General features: G+C 47.8%; 16 protein-coding genes and 1 tRNA gene. 6 read left to right on the top strand and 11 right to left on the bottom strand.

Annotated features, from left to right (window positions below):
* Nucleotides 1-5: 5 nt before the first annotated feature.
* The 3 genes from K8I01_12745 to K8I01_12735 all read right to left on the bottom strand — a co-directional run bounded on the left by K8I01_12745 (nucleotide 6) and on the right by K8I01_12735 (nucleotide 2,521).
* Nucleotides 6-296, bottom strand: a complete 291-nt coding sequence (locus tag K8I01_12745; protein MBZ0221285.1) for a hypothetical protein — start codon at nucleotides 294-296, stop codon at nucleotides 6-8.
* A 28-nt stretch (nucleotides 297-324) separates the two neighbouring features.
* On the bottom strand, nucleotides 325-1,683 hold the full coding sequence (locus K8I01_12740; protein MBZ0221284.1) for a TrpB-like pyridoxal phosphate-dependent enzyme: 1,359 nt from the start codon (nucleotides 1,681-1,683) through the stop codon (nucleotides 325-327).
* Between the two features lie 187 nt (nucleotides 1,684-1,870).
* Nucleotides 1,871-2,521 (bottom strand): pseudouridine synthase, encoded by a 651-nt coding sequence (locus tag K8I01_12735; GenBank protein ID MBZ0221283.1) that lies wholly within the window; start codon nucleotides 2,519-2,521, stop codon nucleotides 1,871-1,873.
* A 386-nt stretch (nucleotides 2,522-2,907) separates the two neighbouring features.
* Here K8I01_12735 and K8I01_12730 point away from each other — a divergent pair.
* A tRNA-Asn gene (locus tag K8I01_12730) sits at nucleotides 2,908-2,983 on the top strand.
* A 6-nt stretch (nucleotides 2,984-2,989) separates the two neighbouring features.
* On the opposite strand, the gene K8I01_12725 is transcribed toward K8I01_12730, so the two are convergent.
* The 7 genes from K8I01_12725 to K8I01_12695 all read right to left on the bottom strand — a co-directional run bounded on the left by K8I01_12725 (nucleotide 2,990) and on the right by K8I01_12695 (nucleotide 10,645).
* Entirely contained in the window at nucleotides 2,990-4,102 is a 1,113-nt protein-coding gene (locus K8I01_12725) for a tyrosine-type recombinase/integrase (GenBank protein MBZ0221282.1), read from the bottom strand.
* On the bottom strand, nucleotides 4,089-4,418 hold the full coding sequence (locus K8I01_12720) for a helix-turn-helix domain-containing protein (protein MBZ0221281.1): 330 nt from the start codon (nucleotides 4,416-4,418) through the stop codon (nucleotides 4,089-4,091). The genes K8I01_12725 and K8I01_12720 overlap by 14 nt, the downstream gene beginning before the upstream one ends.
* A 68-nt stretch (nucleotides 4,419-4,486) precedes the next feature.
* Nucleotides 4,487-7,357: a hypothetical protein gene (locus tag K8I01_12715; protein ID MBZ0221280.1), complete on the bottom strand. Its 2,871-nt coding sequence runs from the start codon at nucleotides 7,355-7,357 to the stop codon at nucleotides 4,487-4,489.
* Nucleotides 7,358-7,369: 12 nt separating this feature from the next.
* The gene (locus K8I01_12710; protein MBZ0221279.1) at nucleotides 7,370-7,741 is read right to left on the bottom strand and encodes a hypothetical protein; all 372 of its coding nucleotides are present in this window, start codon (nucleotides 7,739-7,741) and stop codon (nucleotides 7,370-7,372) included.
* Entirely contained in the window at nucleotides 7,742-7,927 is a 186-nt protein-coding gene (locus tag K8I01_12705; protein MBZ0221278.1) for a hypothetical protein, read from the bottom strand.
* Nucleotides 7,928-7,941: 14 nt separating this feature from the next.
* Nucleotides 7,942-8,823 carry a hypothetical protein gene (locus K8I01_12700; protein ID MBZ0221277.1) on the bottom strand — a complete coding sequence of 294 codons (882 nt, stop codon included), beginning with the start codon at nucleotides 8,821-8,823 and terminating at the stop codon, nucleotides 7,942-7,944.
* A 13-nt stretch (nucleotides 8,824-8,836) separates the two neighbouring features.
* Complete coding sequence (locus K8I01_12695) at nucleotides 8,837-10,645, bottom strand: hypothetical protein (protein ID MBZ0221276.1); 1,809 nt, start codon at nucleotides 10,643-10,645, stop codon at nucleotides 8,837-8,839.
* Between the two features lie 708 nt (nucleotides 10,646-11,353).
* Between K8I01_12695 and K8I01_12690 the strand changes: the two genes are divergently transcribed.
* The 5 genes from K8I01_12690 (at nucleotide 11,354) to K8I01_12670 (ending at nucleotide 18,038) form a co-directional block, all read left to right on the top strand.
* Nucleotides 11,354-11,701 carry a hypothetical protein gene (locus tag K8I01_12690; protein ID MBZ0221275.1) on the top strand — a complete coding sequence of 116 codons (348 nt, stop codon included), beginning with the start codon at nucleotides 11,354-11,356 and terminating at the stop codon, nucleotides 11,699-11,701.
* A 173-nt stretch (nucleotides 11,702-11,874) separates the two neighbouring features.
* Nucleotides 11,875-12,870 (top strand): hypothetical protein, encoded by a 996-nt coding sequence (locus K8I01_12685; GenBank protein ID MBZ0221274.1) that lies wholly within the window; start codon nucleotides 11,875-11,877, stop codon nucleotides 12,868-12,870.
* Nucleotides 12,871-12,902: 32 nt separating this feature from the next.
* On the top strand, nucleotides 12,903-13,568 hold the full coding sequence (locus K8I01_12680) for a hypothetical protein (protein MBZ0221273.1): 666 nt from the start codon (nucleotides 12,903-12,905) through the stop codon (nucleotides 13,566-13,568).
* 354 nt (nucleotides 13,569-13,922) lie between these two features.
* Complete coding sequence (locus tag K8I01_12675) at nucleotides 13,923-16,157, top strand: ATP-dependent endonuclease (GenBank protein MBZ0221272.1); 2,235 nt, start codon at nucleotides 13,923-13,925, stop codon at nucleotides 16,155-16,157.
* Between the two features lie 3 nt (nucleotides 16,158-16,160).
* Nucleotides 16,161-18,038, top strand: coding sequence for an AAA family ATPase (locus K8I01_12670; protein MBZ0221271.1), 1,878 nt, complete (start codon nucleotides 16,161-16,163; stop codon nucleotides 18,036-18,038).
* A 309-nt stretch (nucleotides 18,039-18,347) separates the two neighbouring features.
* On the opposite strand, the gene K8I01_12665 is transcribed toward K8I01_12670, so the two are convergent.
* On the bottom strand, nucleotides 18,348-18,455 hold a 108-nt coding region (locus K8I01_12665), incomplete at its 5' end, for an integrase core domain-containing protein (GenBank protein ID MBZ0221270.1).

Raw genomic sequence — 18,455 nt, 5'->3', positions numbered from 1 at the left:
GTAAGCTAAGCCGGCCTGATAAGGGCGATGGCGAGGGCTGCGAGCGCAAGTGCCGAAAGGCCGTAAACCGCGACGGTGAGCCTTTTTATGATTTTCCTCGTCGATTCGAGCTCTCTTTCGGCTGACTTGAGCCTCTGCTCAAGGTTAATAAGGTATTCGCGGAGCCTCTCGTCCTCCACGTCCCTGTACTCCCTTTTCAGGGAGCCGAATACGGTGCGGGACGCGTCCATGACCGTTCTCGATGTAAGGATGAGCCCGGCGATCTTCGCTGCCATAGTCCATAGTTTCAGGGACATCCGATTCCCCTCAGTGTTAATGCCTTGCTCAGCGGCTTATGACCGGAAGCTTGGAGAGGGCCTCCCGTATCTTTTCCCCGGGGTACTCGTAATCCGTAAGCTTACCCGCCAGGTAGTCGGCATAGGCCTGCATGTCAAAATTTCCGTGGCCCGATAGGCCGAAGAGGATTACCTTCTCTTTCCCCTCTTCCCTGGCCCTTACCGCTTCGGTTATGGCGGATTTTATCGCGTGTGCGCTTTCCGGCGCGGGGATTATGGCCTCTGTCCGGGCAAACAGAAGGGCCGCTTCAAAGACCTCGGACTGGGGCCATGCCGCCGCCTCGATGAGCCCATCATGGAAAAGCCTACTTACGAGCGGCGCTTCGCCGTGATAGCGGAGCCCTCCTGCGTGTATGCCGGGAGGCACAAAGTCGTGGCCAAGGGTGTACATCATGAGGTACGGGGTAAGGCCGGCGAGGTCGCCAAAGTCGTAGCGGTACTCGCCTTTTGTAAGCGTGGGGCAGGACGAAGGCTCTACGGCTATGACGCGGAGGTCCCTGCCGTTTATCTTATCGAGGAGGAACGGAAAAGAGAGGCCCGCGATGTTGCTTCCGCCGCCGCTGCAGCCGATGATCACGTCGGGGTAGTCGCCCGCGATCTCAAGCTGCCTCCTAGCCTCCTGTCCTATTACGGTCTGGTGGAGGCAGACGTGGTTCAAGACCGAGCCGAGCGCATAGTTGGTATCGCTCCTCCCGGCCGCGTCTTCGACCGCTTCGGAGATGGCTATGCCGAGGCTTCCGGGGCTTTCCGGGTCGGCCTCAAGTACCTTCCGGCCCGATTGGGTCCTCTCTGTGGGGCTTGCGAGGACCTCGGCGCCCCAGGTCTCCATGGCCACCCTCCTATATGGCTTCTGGTGATAGCTCACCTTTACCATGTAGACGGTTATCTCTAATCCGAACATGCGGCCGGCAAGGGCGAGCGCGGAACCCCACTGGCCGGCTCCGGTCTCGGTCGCTATCCTCTTTATGCCCGCCTTCTTATTATAATAGGCCTGGGGAATAGATGTATTGGGCTTGTGGCTCCCGGCCGGGCTTACTCCCTCATATTTGTAATAGATGCGCGCCGGGGTTTTAAGCAGAGCTTCCAGGCGGCTAGCCCTGTATAGCGGGCTCGGCCTCCAGAGGCGGTAGATATCGCGCACCTCTTCAGGTATCTCGATCCACCGTTCGGTAGTGACCTCCTGCTCTATAAGCGACATGGGGAATATTGCCTTGAGGTCGTCAGGGCCGCAGGGCTCAAGAGTGGCGGGATGAAGCGGCGGGGCCGGGAGGTTAGGCATGTCCGCCATTATGTTATACCATTTTTGAGGTATATCCTTTTCAGGGAGTACTATCTTGGTCTCCTTCATGGACGCCTCCGGGTTTTCTGTGTACGGCTATTTTAACATATGAAAGGGCCGATGCAAAGATACCCGATTTGTTGATTAAAAGTTTTCGGTTGGAGTATTCGCGCCAGCAGTATTAATTGGAGCCGGCAAGATTGAGAGCGGGGTGGATGGTTTGACGAAGTAGCCTGTTTCAATATAGGCGGCAATGCTACCGGATCTTTCGAGGGGTCTTTCGGTCGCGGCTCTTCTTTCCCGCATACTTTTTTGTATTGCCCCGGCATTCCGGCAGGGTCACTTCTTTCCACTCACCTGGCTTAAGATTTCCGAGCTCCCACTGCCCGATGCCGGTCCTGATTAGGCGGAGTACGGGATGGCCCACGCTCGCGGCCATGCGGCGGACCTGCCGGTTCCTCCCCTCAGTTATCGTCATTCTCAGCCATGTATCGGGGACTGTCTTCCTGAACCGGACGGGCGGGACCCTCTCCCAAACGGCCGGGGGCTCTTTAAGGAGCTCAACTTCTGCCGGGAGGGTCATGCCGTCATTCAAGAGTACGCCGGATCGGAGCTTATGAAGGACCTCTTCAGAGGGTACGCCCTCCACCTGGACGAAATAGGTCTTTGGTGTCTTGTTTTCCGGCCCGGCTATAAGGGCCTGAATAGGTCCATTGTTCGTTAGCGCAACAAGGCCTTCGCTGTCGTAATCGAGCCTGCCGGCAGCATACACGCCGGGGACGGGGATGAAATCCGCAAGGGACCTTCGCCCTTCGCTATCAGTAAACTGGCAGAGTACGCGGAAGGGCTTGTTAAAAAGGAGCACCCGCGGGCGGGTGTATGCTTTTTGAGTCTGTCTTTTTCGCATGGGTGGATAAGGCTAATGCTTTTTTTCTTTATAGCATTTCCTGACAGCAGGGGCCAATTCAAAGAGAGGGTATCCGCTTCACTTCAGTTAATGAAGGGGGATAGAGGAAGTGAAGCAGCAATGTGGTGTAGAATTTTCCCGAGTTATCTTCAAAGGCTACTTGGTGCCGGAGCAGGAACGCGCTGCCCCGGCCTCATGCATGCTGAACAGCAAGCCGGGTCCGTACGGTTTAGCCTAATATCGTTATTGCCAGGCATCCCGCTCCTCTGTTTGACGGGGTTATAGGAGGGCAACACGTAAAAACACTCTTGACGGACAGTAAGAGACATATTAATATTAGTAGCTTATATCCCCCGGGGAACGGGGGTCTTTTTCTGAAAACCTATTCCCAGGTAGCTCAGCCGGCAGAGCAGGTGGCTGTTAACCACCGGGTCGGGGGTTCGAATCCCTCCCTGGGAGCCAAGAAAATCAAGGGGTTAGCCGATTTTGGGCTGCCCCTTTTTCATTGGACTGTGACCAAATTGTGACCGCGCGGTCCAAAACCTCCACTCCATCCCTCAAACTTTCAGGATAATGATGCGAATACCGCTGGGTCATGGCTATGGTCTTATGCCCCAGAAGCTTCGCTATCTTATAGAGGTCGATACCCGCCTGAGCGAGCCTTGTCGCAAAGGTATGGCGTAGGTCGTGAAACCTGAAGTCCTCGATCTTGGCCCGGTCCAGGGCGTCGTAGAAACCCCGCCTCAGGTTCCGGTCTATGATCTTGGTTCCGGCTTCACTCGCGAACACATAGTTGCTCTTTATGTGCCGCACCTTCGCCTTCTCCTTTAAGAGCTCAAAGGCCCTCCGGTTCAAGGGTATGGTCCTCTTCTCGCCGTTTTTAGACCGGACGACAGTTGCCGTCCTTCTGAAGAGATCGACATGCGGCCACTCCAGGGAAAGCAGCTCGTCCATCCTCATCCCGGTATTCAGGTCAAAGATCACGATCTCCTGAAGCCAGTAATGCGGAATCTGGACGTTCTCCTTGCCGGTTGCATAAATCACGCAAACGTCAATGAGCCTCTTTTCCTCTTCCAGAGTCAGCCACCTGTCGCGTTCGTTCCTGACCTTTTCCCTTGATACCTTCTCGACAGGGTTTTCCTTGACCCATTCCCATTCGCGGATAGCCTTCTTGAAGGCATGGCACAGGACGCCGCGCTGCGAGTTTATCGTGGCTGCGGCCAGCCCCTTTGCCCTCAAGTGAGCTTTGTAGGCCGATATGCGTCCAGGGGTGATCTGAGTCAAAGGTACATCGCCGAAAAACTCGATCATGTCCTTTTTGTACCCCTTGTCCTGCCGTATCGACCTGTCCGACTTGTTGGGAGTAGAGTGCTCGGCTATGTACTTGTCGAGCAGCTCGCTCAAGGTCTTGTCCTCACCCAATTGCTTGTCAAACCATTTGCCTTCGACCAGTTGGGTCAGCACCTTGGCATGGATCTTCTCGGCAAGCTTCCTGTCCTTAACGTCGGTTGATTGCCTGACCCGTTTGCCATTGTACTTCAGATTTATCCACCAGACCTGGCCTCGTCTAAAAAGACTCATCAGAAACCTCCTTCCTGAGGCCTTGATTCAGGCTGGTTTCCCGTTTGGAAGGATTATACCCCTTGCCTTTTACCCCCTCAATAGTCTTTTTTATGAGGCTGTTTATGTCCCGGTTTTCAGGCCTTTTTATTGAAAGGCGCTCCTGAACCTGTATTGCCTTGGAGCTATTTACCCAGTCTAAAATCTCGTCCATATTGAAGCGGAGAAGCCCGTTGAGTTTGTAGAAGGGAATAGTCCCTTCATGAACCCAGGAATACAAGGTAGACTCCTTTACCTTAAGGAATACGGACAGGTCTTTTATGGTAACAAGGCGCATGGCGTTTGCTTTCTGACTTCTAATATGGACATTTATTTACGGCAGAATCCCCAGAACATATTGATAAATCACAAGAATCGGCAGAAATCATAGACAAGTCCTGAAAGGACTCTTTGCCTGTTTTCCTCTGAAAGGACCTTTCCGATATGGTTCCGGAATTCTTCCAGTTTGGCTTCTTCGAGAAACAGGGTGACAACCTTGGCGTATCCAGCATTAAGGCACTTTGCCGTATTGCCAGCCTCATGCTCAATGCCCGTAGTTATCGAGACCTCGACCGCTATCCGTATTCCGTCCCGTTCAAGGCCGAGGTCTACCGTTTCCTTGCCCTCTAGGGTCGGCTCCTCAATTGCAGCCTGGTATCCCTTACCTTCGGCATAGGACTTTATTACCGACTGCCAGTATCGATGCTGAACCCCTCCCTTGCCCTCCTTGCCGGGCTCTATTCCTATGGCATTGAAGCCCGAGGGCGTAAGGAGAAGGAATTTGGCAATACGGGAGCCCTGGCCGAGGTGCGTTGTAATCTCACGGACAAGCCCTTTTCCCTTGAGAGCGCTCTTGATCTTGTCGCCCATGTAGGCGCTCAATCCCTGCTTTTTGTAAGTTGAAGTAACCGAAAACAGGGGATGATTGTAGGCGGACTCCAAAAAGGCCTTCTCCTGGACAGATATCAGCGGAATCTTTTCTTTGGGCATTGAGGCCTTTTGGACTAGCTTATCCAGTCCGACCGGCTGTCCCTTATCCGATGCCGTATACCTTGCCCGTGAACGGGCTATGATCTCGTCCGCATAATTTACGCTTGGCGGCTCCGGAGCCTTTTCAGTCACCATGTTGAAGGCGCTGCTAACCATTTTGACCAGGGTCTCGCCACGCCTGAGCTGGCCGATCTCCTCAGCCTTGAACTTCCTGGAAAGGTTCTTTTCCATAAGGAGCTGATCATTGGGCGAATCGCTTGCAAAGAAAATCATGGTCGAGGCATTGAACACATGGCGAAGGATATAGTCCGGAATATCCCCGATCATCTGGTTTGCCAGGCAGAGATGCAGCCCAAACTTTCTCGCCCCCGACAGGATATCCGCCATGCTCGAACAGGCCATGTGCTGGAACTCGTCTATGAATAGATAAAAGTCAGGACAAGCGCCCTCCCTCCTCATGGCTGCAATCTGGATTTTTGAGACAAGGAGCTTACCAAGCAACTGACTATTCCTCTTACCTATATCTCCATGCGACAGATTGCAGAGAAAGATTTTGCTCTTATCCATGATCTCAAGGAAATCTATCTTGTTCTCCCGGTTTGAAAGCATGGGGCCAATGGTCGAGTCCGGAAGAATCAGGGGACTCAGCTTATTGGTTATGGCCGTGGCGATCCCGCGCCGATCAAGGGAAGGAAACTCCAGCTCCCAGAAGGCCAGAACCCGCTCATCCTCAACTCCTTCCAGGAATTCCTTCCTGAAGTCCTTGTCAATCATGAGCCGCTCCATATCGAGCAAGGTCGAGTCCTGGCGCGAGAGGAGCGTGACCAGCAGAAAATTTAGCGTATGCTGGACATTGACGCCCAGCGGTGCCTCAAAGAGGTCCTCGAAGAAGTTAAGGAGGTCGGTCCTTATATGCTCCTTCTCCAGCTTGCTTCCGCTGTGGGCAAGGGGATTGATTGCCATGGGAAAGCCGAAGTCACCGGCGCTGAAGTAAATCGTATCGTCCTTTCTTTCAGCCGGAATCCTCGGCAGTATGCCTTGCCTTACAAGCGAGCCGTGGGGGTCGATTACGGCAACTCCGTCTCCGGCTTCAATCCTTTGGATAACGGTCTGAAGTATCAAATTCGACTTCCCATAGCCACTTTTGCCAGCTTGGTAGCAGTGCTGGTTTGGCAAGTTTCGCGAATGGCAGACCTGCTTTTTAATTCCCCTGTACAGGTTAATGCCGAGCACAGGGCCGCCGCTGGTAAACTCCTCAGGCACAGGATAGGCGGCTCTGGCAGTCCTTATATTGTGTGTGGCAGAAACCAGCTCCTGAGAAGGAAGGTGGACCAGGGAGGCCAGCTCTTCAGAATTCAATATGGCCCCGTACACGAAAGAGTTCCGGCTTAGGATGCTTTCAGAGGGATATGCACCCCTTACACGCTCTATTCCGTTCTCAGCCGTACTGAATTGATTGAAAAAGCCCTCCATTGCCTCAAGGACTGAACCGTCTGTAGCAAGCGTTCTGATTGAAACGGCAAAGAGGGGCTTTGATATTTTCTTGTCCACGAGCTTGGGAAGATGCGGAAGGTCGGCAAACGGCGACTGGCCAGGATCGTACTGGCTTCTGGATGCAAGATAGAGATTCTCTTTCCAGTTATTTCTGACTGGTATAAAGGCCACCTGGAAGGCGGCCACGCCGGAGCCGATATTATCAAAGACGCCGAAAAGCGCCCTGTATGGGTCAAATCCTGTAGCCTGGACCAAGGGGAAGAAGTACGAAGCCCTGAGCCTGTAGGCGCGCGCAATAAGGTTTTGGTATTTTGCCTCTTCAAGCAAATCTTTTTCCTCGACCATAGCGTCGGCTCCGGGGAAGTGGGCTCTTATTTGGGCGGCTATGTTTTCCGTTTGCGCCTTATCGACCGTAAGCTGGAATCCGATTTGCTTTCCCGTGCAAGCAATCTCCAGAAATACCGGGGAGCCGCCCGGAAATGAGGTCAGAAACTGCTCTGCATTCTCCAGCGCGCATTTTTCATCCCTTGCAGGAAGTATCCGGATAAATCCGGGATTGAAGGAATTGATTTTGACCTGAACGCTTCGGCTCTCACTCTTTCGATCAAAGAAATTTTGGAGAAATGAACGCTTCTCCAACTTATGGGTAAATGGCTTGAAAGGAGGCTCCAACTCGACAGGATAGGACAGTACGGCAGGCGAGCCCTGGCCTCTCCCCATCTCCTCTAAAACTAATCTTCTTTTCTCTTCCAATACTCTCATTTTTCAAATCGGTATCGAGGTTTCGCATGCCGGGCAGACCACCCAGAGGAATCCCTTGCCGCAATTAGGGCATGAGCTGAAGGCATGTCTATCCTTGAATGATATGAATCCGCAGCCGCACCTATATCTGTTGACGAGATCAACCGTCGAGCCGCAGGCAAAGCAGGCAGCTTCAGGGATAAGCCATTCCTGAAGCCACCTGGATACCGGGACCGCCTTGAACGTGAGGGTATGTATAATGAAAAGGCCTATGGCGGTCTGGAAGACAAGTTCGCTTCCAAAGGCAATGCCTGCCCTTGCCCCTGCATAGCACACGGTAATAACCGAGCAATGGTAGGCGGTAGCTATCAACCGGCGCTTTAGCCTTATGCCCATTCACTGCCTCCATCTCATCCTCGTTTGCCTGATAGTTGCTCCGCCTTTTCTCTCAGCCTGCCCCCAAAGCCAGCCTGCAAACCCCTTCAGGAACCGGATTACAAGCCCCTTAAGGAGCTTGTAGACGTTCGGGAGCCATCTTTTCATGGCGTAGATCACAATTAGGGCTATTACCAGGGTAAGCAAGTGGCTCCTTTGCCCTAATCGGTCACTAAAGGCGCTGCCAGGGCTGCCACACCGATTACCGCAGCTGCGCCAAGAATTGAACCGAACCCCGGATTCTTATTTTGTGCGGCCTTCGACGCTGAAAGCGCCAAATGGAACCTGATCAGCCGCTTGCCCCTGACATCCTCGACAACGAAGAATTCGACATTGTTATTTTCGATCAGGGCAACGGCAAAGGTCTTGCCTGCCTTGCCACCGGCATCCAGAACCTGATCCCTTGTTTCGCTCCATTTTTTCCCTTGCTTCTCCTGGACAGCGAGCGGATAGGCTACTTCACTCCAGTGCAGATTCAGAGTCCCTCCTTTTATGTCTTGAGGCTCGCGGTCCAGAACCGCAAGCCTTCTGGCGCTGTGCACGGATACTTTCTTTCGTGCAATATGGAGCGCGTCGGCATTAAGGAGATTGTCCCTAATCGCCCTGGAGCTTTGAGGTTTTATAAAATCGGCAAGCGCTTCAATGAGCTGGGCAGAGGAGCGCCTGCCGTTCTCATCCCCTTTAGTGACAGTACCGCTTAACCCTATAACAGCCCCGTTGGAGCCTGGCCCGCGTGCCAGAAGCTGCCATTGGGTAGGCACGCTGTCATCATTGAGAATCTGCGCCATCGGCTTAAGCGTGTCTATAGAGAGTACCGCCCTATCCGGCCTGATTTTCTCGATAGCCGTTTCACACGGCTCCTTCAAGCCGGTAGCAGAAATTCCTTTATTGCTCCAGGCTAGGGCCAATCTTTCCGCCCGTTCCTCTTTTGGATCAGCAATAAGTACCTGGTTACTCGCATCCAGAAAGCTTCCTGCCAGGACCGCTTCCGAAACTGCGCTGCCCCCACGGTTTGCACCACCGATGAAAAGTGTCTTTCCCATATTGTCCTCCTTCTTAGTTGAAGCTACACACTTCTGATATTTCTGCTTTTACGCCCCACTTGCTGAACACTTCAGTCCAAAGGTCTACCAGCTTTCCGTAGCTCTCAGTCGTCATCCTTGACGTATTGTCCGGCGTATAGGGATGAACACCGCAGGCCATAAGACTGGTTTCAGGCGGAAACTTGGGCTTTATGGATTTCGAATCGAGCCACCTTACAAACTCCGCCTTGCCCGGCACCCTTTTCTCGAAATTGAAGGCTCCACTTACCTGGCGCATGTCCGAAAGTACGTAGACCCGTATTGTGCCGCTTTGAGGGAGCCGTAAAGAAGCCCTATAGAGAGCTTCGGCAATCGCAGATCCTTTGTTTTTGGGTAAGCCTTCTGCCTTTTTATCCAGCTTGTCCATAAACTGATCTACCCATTTTCTCTTATTGAGCGTCACCGGCCCTGGAAACCGTTCAGGATACTTTTCTGACAAGGCTAATTCTGCCGAATCAAAACCGGTATCTATTATGACGAGCTCGAAAGAACCGCCTCCGGCATCTCCCGCCTGTTCAACCCAAAGCCTTCCGGCTTTTTCCAAATTGCTTTTCGAGCAGGCGTACTCTCCTGCCGAACTGCTTCGGTCGCATATGGCGATCAGATTGAAACCTTCAGAAGCTTGAGCTGGTGGAGTAATGCCTACCAGGGAAATGAAAATCAAAACAGCCGGAAGATACTTCGACCCTGGGCTCTGTCCCTGATTTATTTTCGACCTTCGCCAGCCGCTCCAGAATCGATATGCTATATGCAACTCGGCAAGATAGTTTTCAGTGAAACGAGCATATTTCTCCCACTCAGCTTTTTGCCTTTCTTTATTCCTTTGGTCTTTCTGGTAATGGCTCACATATTCGTCAATCAAACGATCAAATTCCCTTTCTGAGTTCGCCAGATGCTGCACTCTTTTCCTTAGCCTTTCTTCATATGTCTTTTCTTGTGCGTCAACACCCCTGATCTTTGCGCTGTCTTTCGCAATCGCAATTGACGCCGCCCTCCATTTATTTATGAAGAAGGCAGCCGCAAGCGGGAAGGAAAAGGCTGTAAAGCTAAAGAGGAATGGCATCAGTAATACCCCTATTGCTATTTCATCCTGCATGGCGAATATCTGCTTACCTCTCATCCACCCTATGGCAATGGCTAAGACACCGAGCGCGAATATACAGGAATTACGTCTCTTGCCTGCCAGAACCAATTCCGCGATCATTAATGACGCTATGAAAAGCCCAAATGACGGTAAAAGGGCCACTAGGAAGGACGTGGGCTCTTTTAAAAAGGCTCTGGACAGCCGTGTCGGATCAAGGCCAAAGAAATCTGCGAAAAGGGTAAAGACGGCACCTATCTCACCAAGCGCGAGAATCGTGAATAGCACGAGGCTGCCTAGTGCCTCTGTCCGCTTCAAACCTATTTCATAGGTATTCTTGACCTGGAGATTGCGCCTATCCTTTTCATCTTCTATTGCTTCGGATGTTGCCCTTATATCCAACTCGCAAGTCGAGATTCTCTCTATGACTCCTTGGGCTTTCCTCTGGAGAGTGTCAGCATACTTGTCGCCCATCTCAGCCCGAAGCGCCAATTCATCGAGCAGGTCCCTATTCTCATCTTGAACTTCAGCCCTCAGTAGGCTCCCATCCGGCTGGACCGAAATATAATAGGGCGGCTCGCCTTGAGGAGCGTGCTTCACCAGCGCCCGTGCCTTTGCCTTCAGAAACTCCGGAAGAGGTATGCCGCTCCGCTCGGCAAAGTAGGCTTCACTGTAAATTTTGGCTTTCCTAAAGATACCCATGCGCTGCCTCCTCAGTACCCAGTGAGATTGCCAGTCGATTCAAAAAGATGCTGAAGCACCGCTTGAGAAACTTTTTGGATTTGAGGCTGTGGACCCCTAGCCGTTTTCGGCTCCTTCAAATCTTGATCCGAACTCCGCTCCATAATTCCTCCTATGCTCTGTTTTAAGCCACAATAAACTCTGCATTGGCAATCAGTATACAGAGCTGAGAGAAAACCGCATTCCTGTGTTTCCGGGACTTCCAGATTCTCCTATCACTCTTTTTTTTGCTCTAGATTCCTATTATTCCGATCACACATCTTGCATCTGAACAAGAAATTCATTTAATGAAGGCACGTATATATACTGTTTTTTCTCTCCGAGCTTTATTGCAATTATCTTGTCATAGAGAATCCAATCTCTAATTGTCCGTGCATGCAGATTCAGTAACTCGGCAACCTCGCTAACAGGGCGAAATTCTTTTAATCGCTCCTCAGGAGTGAGGGTTATGAACCGTAGGAGCAACTCTTCCCTGCTAAACCGGCCTGAAGCTTGCTTCGAATTGTCATCATTTTGTCGAACAGACATATTGACCTCAATTCGTGCCACTCTTGACGATTTTTAATTTTTTCCTTTATAATGTTTTCACTCCCTGGAGCGCATTTGTGAGCCAGGGGGTGAGCAATCCTCCTGTGCCTAACGATAATCTCAAATCACAGGAGGCCCTAAATGCAGGTGCAAATTACAGAGCTCAATTCGATCATTCAAAAACTCGAAACAGAGAACAAAAGGCTTAAAGCCGCAAACATGAAGCTCAAAAGAGAAGCTGCCAATTATGAGGACCTCTATCGAACTACTAACCGCTGGTTAGAAGATTTAGGCATAGGTTCCGATCAGTTGCTGGAGGATTTAAGGCGTCTGCTGACCGGGTTCCTCCAAAGAACCAGGGCTACTGACAAAAACCTCGATCAGAAAAAACTCCACGAGGACATACGGTATCTTCTAAAGACCATCCTTAACAGACTTGGCGAATATGAGCAGAACACGCCCCTTTCTTTTTTAGAGCTTTACGAATAGGAATCTTATAGGACTATGCAGCATCGCATAGTCCTTTTTACAAACATTTGATTTTATTGTCAATTTGTCTTACCAATGCTTACCAATAACTACGAATAAGCTCTTTTTATTTGTTTTTATTTGTTTTTTTCCTATACATGAATTGGTAGACAAATTCGCTCAGGGATAAAAAAGTGAAGAAAAAAAGGAAACCATCAAAATCAGATATTCCGGATCCTGAAAAGAAAATAACTTTTAAGGACATCGATGAGGTTTGCAAAAATTTTGAGCTGAAATTTAAGGGAGAAGAATCTCTAGAGCTGTTCCGGGCTATTTGCTCAATTTACCGAGAGCATGCTGAGAAACTCACAAATAAGAATGTTAATCTAAGCCTCCCTAAGAATAGGCCTGCTGTGTTAAGGAGTGAACTGATTAGTAGATATAGAGATCGGGAGCCTGATGATGATTTAATCAAGGACTTTAAGTCTCATAAGGGCACGATAAGGCAGAAACTCAAGGAAATGATTTACCTTCAAGATGAAAACAAAACAAACTTGAACCCTAAATGTCTGGTTATAAAATCAACTACAAGAAGTGGGGGTGAGGAATCGAACTACTTCGTTTCCATTGTGCCGCCAAAGCAGGCTCCTACAGAGGAGGAAGCAACGCAATCAGACATAATAGGCCTTTTTCAGAAAAATTTAGAAGAATGGAAGGCTTCTAATTATCTTGGGCAAAAAGCGCTCTCAAAAGAGGATCTGATTGAAATCGAGAGAAGAATAAATCTCACCAATTTAAATGATGAAAGCATTGCCTATCTTACTGTTAGTGCGATTTTTAGACATTATGAGTATGAACGGTGGTGGAGGAGTTACCAGAAGAATGAAACAGTCCTCTGGCACATGTTAAACTTACTTACGCAAATATATCGCAAGCCTTTCTGGCGTATATGCTTCCTTTTGCAGTGCGCCGACCCTAAACTGCTTGCCAAATGTATTTCATTATTCCCCAAGAGCGAGTTCGCGCCAGAACATCTCAGACAAGCACTGGAACACATAAAAGACAAAACAATAAAAGATTTTTTGCTAAAATCTATAGAAGAAAAAAGTTTTCTCATTGAGCCATACGCAACAGTACTTTTAAGAGAATTTCGCAATTTTGATTGTAGCAAGCTAATGGGGAAGCAATGAACCTGGGTTTTCGCATCTCGGATGATCAATATTTGCACAAATTCGATTTGGATCTGGTCCAGATATCTGTTTGGCACGGCAGTGATGGGGATTTTGAAAGGGTCGCCTATCTTGCCAAGAAACTAAAAAATCAAAAAAGGCGTTTTGTAATCCATCCCAGCCGACTCTACCTTTCCGAGACCAGGCCTGAGGTCAGGGAATATTTTCTTCGCCACCTCAAGAAGTACGCTTCCATTAGTGATCTTGGCTTGATTGTTCATGATGAGACATTAGCTTGGGGTGGGCGGCTACGAGGGGCTTGGGCTGAAGCCTATCGGTCAGCCTTAACTGAGCTTGAGGCGATCTGCCCAGTATCCGTTGAAAACGCAGCATATTCACCAGATGCTTTATGGTTTTGGGAATCCTTTGCCAACTCGATTACTTTTGACATAGGTCATTTCGAAGCCGCCGGAATAGACTGTTTGGAATTGATAAACCGTCTCTCATCTGATCTAGTCAAAAAAATCCAGTTCATCCACCTCCATAGGAACAATGGTCCTAAAGATATAGGCATAACCGACCACTGGCCTTTGGAGGAAGGATGTCCCGAAATTGGTATTTTGAGCAGATTATGTGCGCTGCAGCCTGACGCTAAGGTTATCTTAGAAGTCGATGGAGAAGCAGATATTAGAACCAGCCTTAAAATTTTATCAAAATGAATCTGAGGAGCATTGCACATTTTCAAATTTGAATATATAAGTTAAAATAAATCAAGATAAGGAGCTCAACTCTCGAATAAGTAGCATAAAAGCTTTTAGCCACTTCGAGGAATTCCGCCACTTTATCCGCAGGACCTCATTCACGAATTTGCCTAATTTCGCCTCTATAACATCTCTCTATGGGTAACATCTACTATCTGTGTTCGAATTGCATAAAAAACCAGTCTTTGTCTGAGATTTCATGTCATTTTAATTTTTTAAAAAAATATTAAAAAATATATTAGAATCCTGGCAGTATCAAAACAAAAATGCTATTTTACCGGATGTCTTCGTTTCATCAGAGGAGGTTAATTTATGTATTTAGACGCATATAAAATTAAAAACTTTCGCCGCCTGAAAGATGTTCTTATTACTCTTGAGAAAGATATTTCGATTTTCGTTGGCGCCAATAATAGCGGAAAGACGTCAGCAACCCATCTTTTGCAGCTTTTTATCCAAGGAGCAAAGGAAAAGTTGACAGTATATGATTTTAGTGCAAACTGCTTGGACAAGATCAACGAAATTGGAGCGCAGATAGAAGCAGGCAGCTCTGACGCAACCGCCGATCAGCTTCCTTGCATTACCGTTGATCTGTGGTTTAGTGTCCAAGAAAATGACCTTGGCAGGGTTGTTGATTTGCTGCCGAGTTTAGAGTGGGCGGGTACTCATGTTGGTATTCGCATCTCCTTTGGTCCTTCTGATCCGAATGCAATGATTCAACGTTATCTCGATGCAAGAGAAAAAAAGCCCAAGACAAAAGACGAAAAGGACCAATATGATTATTTACCGAACAGCTTGGTTGATTATTTAAGGGAAAATATTGGTAGGGAGTTTAATTTTAAATACTACGTCCTCGATAGAAACTTTTTCAATGATAGTTTTGCGCAAAAATCAGAGTATGAACCATTACTTCTAACCTCTGAAAAAGGCAGAACGGGTCCGCAAATAATTAAAAATCTCCTTAGGGTAGATTGCCTTGATGCCCAGCGGCACCTTTCTGACAATTCTGCTGCTCGCTCAGAGAATCTTTCACGATGTCTATCTCGCTTCTATAGTAGAAATTTAAAGAAAAGAGAAGACGATCCCGAAGTACAGGAGGCACTCGCAAAAGCAAAAGCAGGGCTTGATTCGCATTTTGCGACTGTCTTTGGGCCTACTCTCGGTAGGCTGAGTGATATTGGATATCCAGGATTGGGCAATCCGCGACTTATGATCCGCTCTGCACTTAATCCTTCTGCAATAATGACAAGTCACGATGGTGCAACTGTGCACTATGCTTTAGAAAGAAAGATTGGCGGCACAGGCGAATCCCACATTCTTCCCGACAGATACAATGGGTTAGGTTTTAAAAACTTAATATATATGGTTATCGAGCTCCTGGATATTCATGCTCAGTGGCTAGACCCAGAAGCTGACGACCAGCCACCCCTTCATCTGGTATTCATTGAAGAACCGGAAGCACACTTGCATACTCAGCTACAGCAAGTATTTACTCGTAAGATACTTGATATCTTAAAAATTGAGAAAGAGCAGGCTGACTATTTTACTAGTCAGCTTGTGCTAACAACTCATTCTCCCCACATTTTGTTTGAACGAGGATTTAAGCCAATTCGCTATTTCCGAAAATTGCACACAGATGATTTTCAAGTTTCCGAAGTTTTGAACCTTTCTAAGCTTTACGAAGAAATGGGTGAGCCCGACCGAGATTTCCTAGAGCGTTATATGAGGCTTTCACACTGCGATCTTTTCTTCGCTGATGCTGCAATATTAGTTGAGGGAAATGTCGAGCGATTATTAATGCCCATTATGATAGAAAAAGCTGCTCAGAAGTTGAAGTCTAGCTCAATTTGTATTTTGGAAATCGGAGGAGCATTCGGCCATCGATTTAAAAAGTTGATTGAATATCTTGGAATCGTATCTTTAATTATAACTGACCTGGATAGTATTGGCGTCGATGCTGAGAGCGGGGCTTCACCTGATGACGACAATGAGGAGGAAGAAGACAGCGCCGCACTGAAAGCTTGTCTCGTCTCAACAGCTGGAGCTGTTACGTCAAATCAGACCTTGAAACAATGGCTGCCCGGGATGGAAAATATCTCCGATCTTATATCTGCTACCGATGAGCAGAAAACACGTAAACCTGATGCAAATTCTCCTTCACATATAAGAGTCGCTTACCAGAAGCCACGTGTTGTGACTTGGGGTATGGATTCAATGGGAATTGCAGGTAGGACATTTGAGGAGGATTTTGCTTATGAAAATTTGGCCTGGTGCCAAAATCCAGCAAATAAGAGTGTCAAATTATTTGTCACAAAAAGTGCAGAGAAAAATCTGTTAGAAATGAGCAAAAAAATATTCTCCAAAGTTAAAAGCTCAAGCTTTAATAAGACAGACTTCGCTTTGGCGGTTCTTGAAAAAAAGCCGAGCGAATGGCAGGTTCCAAGCTATATTAGTGAGAGCTTGAAGTGGCTTGAGGAGCAGCTTGTTTCCCCAGTAGAGGAGATAACGACCAAGGTTGATGAGGCGTCTCCAATGGAGGCTGAAAAATAGCTTATGACTATTCGTATAACACAACCTGATACGCAAGCTGACATCGCTCTAAGAGAATGCCTCGATGCTGATAGACCGGTTAGTTTTGTTATGGTCGCCGGAGCGGGATCAGGAAAGACAACTTCTTTAATCAAAGCATTGGATCATGTTGGCAAAAAGTATGGCGCTAAACTAAACAGGAGAAAGCAAAAGGTTGTTTGTATTACATATACAGAAATTGCCCAACAGGAGATTTGGAATGATGTAGGACAAAATCAGCTTTTTCACGTTTCAACCATACATAGTTTTTTATGGACGGTAATACGTCCATTCCAGTCTGACATTAAGAAATGGGTGTTGGAGAGAATTAATGAAAAGATTGCCGAGGCCAAAGAGCGTATAGAAAAACCACGCACAAGACCTGCAACAATTGAAAAACTTAAAGAAGAAATTGCTGACTATGTTGAGATTATAGAGAACCTTGCGTCGGTATCTCGGTTTACTTATGGCACTGGAAGCAGTTATGATAGAGGCATTTTAGGGCATGACGATATTATTAAGATGGTCCCAGCACTTATTATCAGCCGTCCTTTATTGCGGTCGATTATTATCGATAAATATCCATATATTTTTATTGATGAAAGTCAAGATACAACAGAAGTAGTGGTTCAGGCCATGAAAGCAATTGAACGACAAGGAAGAGGAAAAATTTGCATAGGATTTTTCGGGGATCCAATGCAGAAAATTTATTCAAACGGCATTGGCGATACACCTCTTGAAGAAGGGTGGATAAGAATTGAAAAACCGGAGAACTTTCGATGCCCTGATAGCGTCCTTTCTGTAATTAACAATATACGAGCAGGTGGCGATGCCTTGGTTCAGGTTTCTGGCAAGGCCGGGATAGATGGAACAGCAAGGATTTTTATAATTCCTGCTGATGAACAAAGGAGTGAGCGCCTGCATGGTGTTAAGAAATGGCTGGCTGAATCGAACAAGGATCCACTCTGGCTTTCTGATGAGAAGGATGCCGATGTAAAAATTTTAGTTACTCTTCATAGGGTAGCTGCTTCCCGCTTGGGCTTTGCTGAGCTTTATGCCGCTTTTAATGATAATGACGCACCATCAGCACTTAAAACAGGGTTCAGCGATGGAAGCAGTTGGGCACTCGCCCCGGTCCTTTCTTACATTTTACCCTTGTACGAATTAGCAAAAAAAATGAAAGAATTTGAGATAATTACTTTTCTCAGGAAAAATTCACCCCTCCTTTCAGAAGAAAACATCAAAAAAATAAAAGTCGGCAAAATTTTGACAGAACTCAGTAATGCTGTCACTAAGCTTGTTGAGCTTATAGATTCTGTTGATTATACTGTAATTGAGGTGCTTTTACATACGAGAGAGAGTCAAATATTTCTCTTCGAAGATCGCCTTAATGATTTTTTGAATGCTTATGAGTCAGGTGTTCTGGCAAGCAAAGAAAGTCTTAGTGATGAAATGTTTAGATCATCTGATGCGATGATGGCGTTTTTCAGATGCCCAGCTTCTCAACTCGTTGCATACAAATCCTATATTGTTAACGAATCACCATTTGCGACACAGCAAGGTATTAAGGGAGCAGAATTTGCTCGAGTGCTCGCCGTCTTAGATGATGAAGAAGGACCACATATTATGTTTTCTTATAATAAATTTTTTGGTATCGATCCTCTTTCTGATAGGGATAGGGATAATCTAGCTAACGGGAGAGAAACAGTAATAGACCGAACAAGGCGATTATTTTATGTTATTTGTTCTCGTGCAACAAAAGACCTTGCAGTCGTAATGTATGCCGTTGACCCTGATGCTGTTTATCGACAAATTGTTTCAGAAGGACTTTTCCCAGAAAAGGACGTTATTGTGTTAGAATGAGAAAATTCTAAAAAATAAGTCTAAATTTATGTCAAAAGAAAACAAGGGTTGGCCTAGAAACGAATATACGGGCCCCTTAGGCGGCTTTTCAACAGGTCCAAGAGGCGGACTGTCTACAGGCCCTGGCGGAGGAGCTTCAACGGGTCCAGGAGGTGGTATGTCTACTGGCCCTGGTGGGGGGTTATCCACTGGTCCTGGAGGCGGTCTCTCTACAGGCCCAGGGGGTGGGCTTTCAACTGGACCTGGAGGAGGTTTGTCTACTGGCCCTGGTGGGGGCGGACCTGCCCCCATCTATAATGCCATTCGTAATTAGACTAATGCAGCCATTTTCTCCTGTTGAAGCCTTGCGAATTCATTCGGAGAAAGGTTTCCGAGTGAACTGTGCGGCCTATCCTCGTTATAGTCCCTGCGCCATTC

The organism is Deltaproteobacteria bacterium, from assembly GCA_019912665.1.
Classification (GTDB): domain Bacteria; phylum Desulfobacterota; class GWC2-55-46; order GWC2-55-46; family GWC2-55-46; genus UBA5799.
The sequence above is the reverse complement of the archived record's forward strand: the minus strand, read 5'-3'. Positions and strand labels throughout refer to the sequence as shown.

Coding starts and splice junctions, on each gene's coding strand:
- K8I01_12725 (MBZ0221282.1), bottom strand. CDS start 4,102: ATGAGTCTTTTTAGACGAGGCCAGGTCTGGTGGATAAATCTGAAGTAC.
- K8I01_12700 (MBZ0221277.1), bottom strand. CDS start 8,823: ATGGGAAAGACACTTTTCATCGGTGGTGCAAACCGTGGGGGCAGCGCA.
- K8I01_12710 (MBZ0221279.1), bottom strand. CDS start 7,741: ATGGGCATAAGGCTAAAGCGCCGGTTGATAGCTACCGCCTACCATTGC.
- K8I01_12745 (MBZ0221285.1), bottom strand. CDS start 296: ATGTCCCTGAAACTATGGACTATGGCAGCGAAGATCGCCGGGCTCATC.
- K8I01_12670 (MBZ0221271.1), top strand. CDS start 16,161: ATGACTATTCGTATAACACAACCTGATACGCAAGCTGACATCGCTCTA.
- K8I01_12675 (MBZ0221272.1), top strand. CDS start 13,923: ATGTATTTAGACGCATATAAAATTAAAAACTTTCGCCGCCTGAAAGAT.
- K8I01_12695 (MBZ0221276.1), bottom strand. CDS start 10,645: ATGGGTATCTTTAGGAAAGCCAAAATTTACAGTGAAGCCTACTTTGCC.
- K8I01_12720 (MBZ0221281.1), bottom strand. CDS start 4,418: ATGCGCCTTGTTACCATAAAAGACCTGTCCGTATTCCTTAAGGTAAAG.
- K8I01_12740 (MBZ0221284.1), bottom strand. CDS start 1,683: ATGAAGGAGACCAAGATAGTACTCCCTGAAAAGGATATACCTCAAAAA.
- K8I01_12735 (MBZ0221283.1), bottom strand. CDS start 2,521: ATGCGAAAAAGACAGACTCAAAAAGCATACACCCGCCCGCGGGTGCTC.
- K8I01_12690 (MBZ0221275.1), top strand. CDS start 11,354: ATGCAGGTGCAAATTACAGAGCTCAATTCGATCATTCAAAAACTCGAA.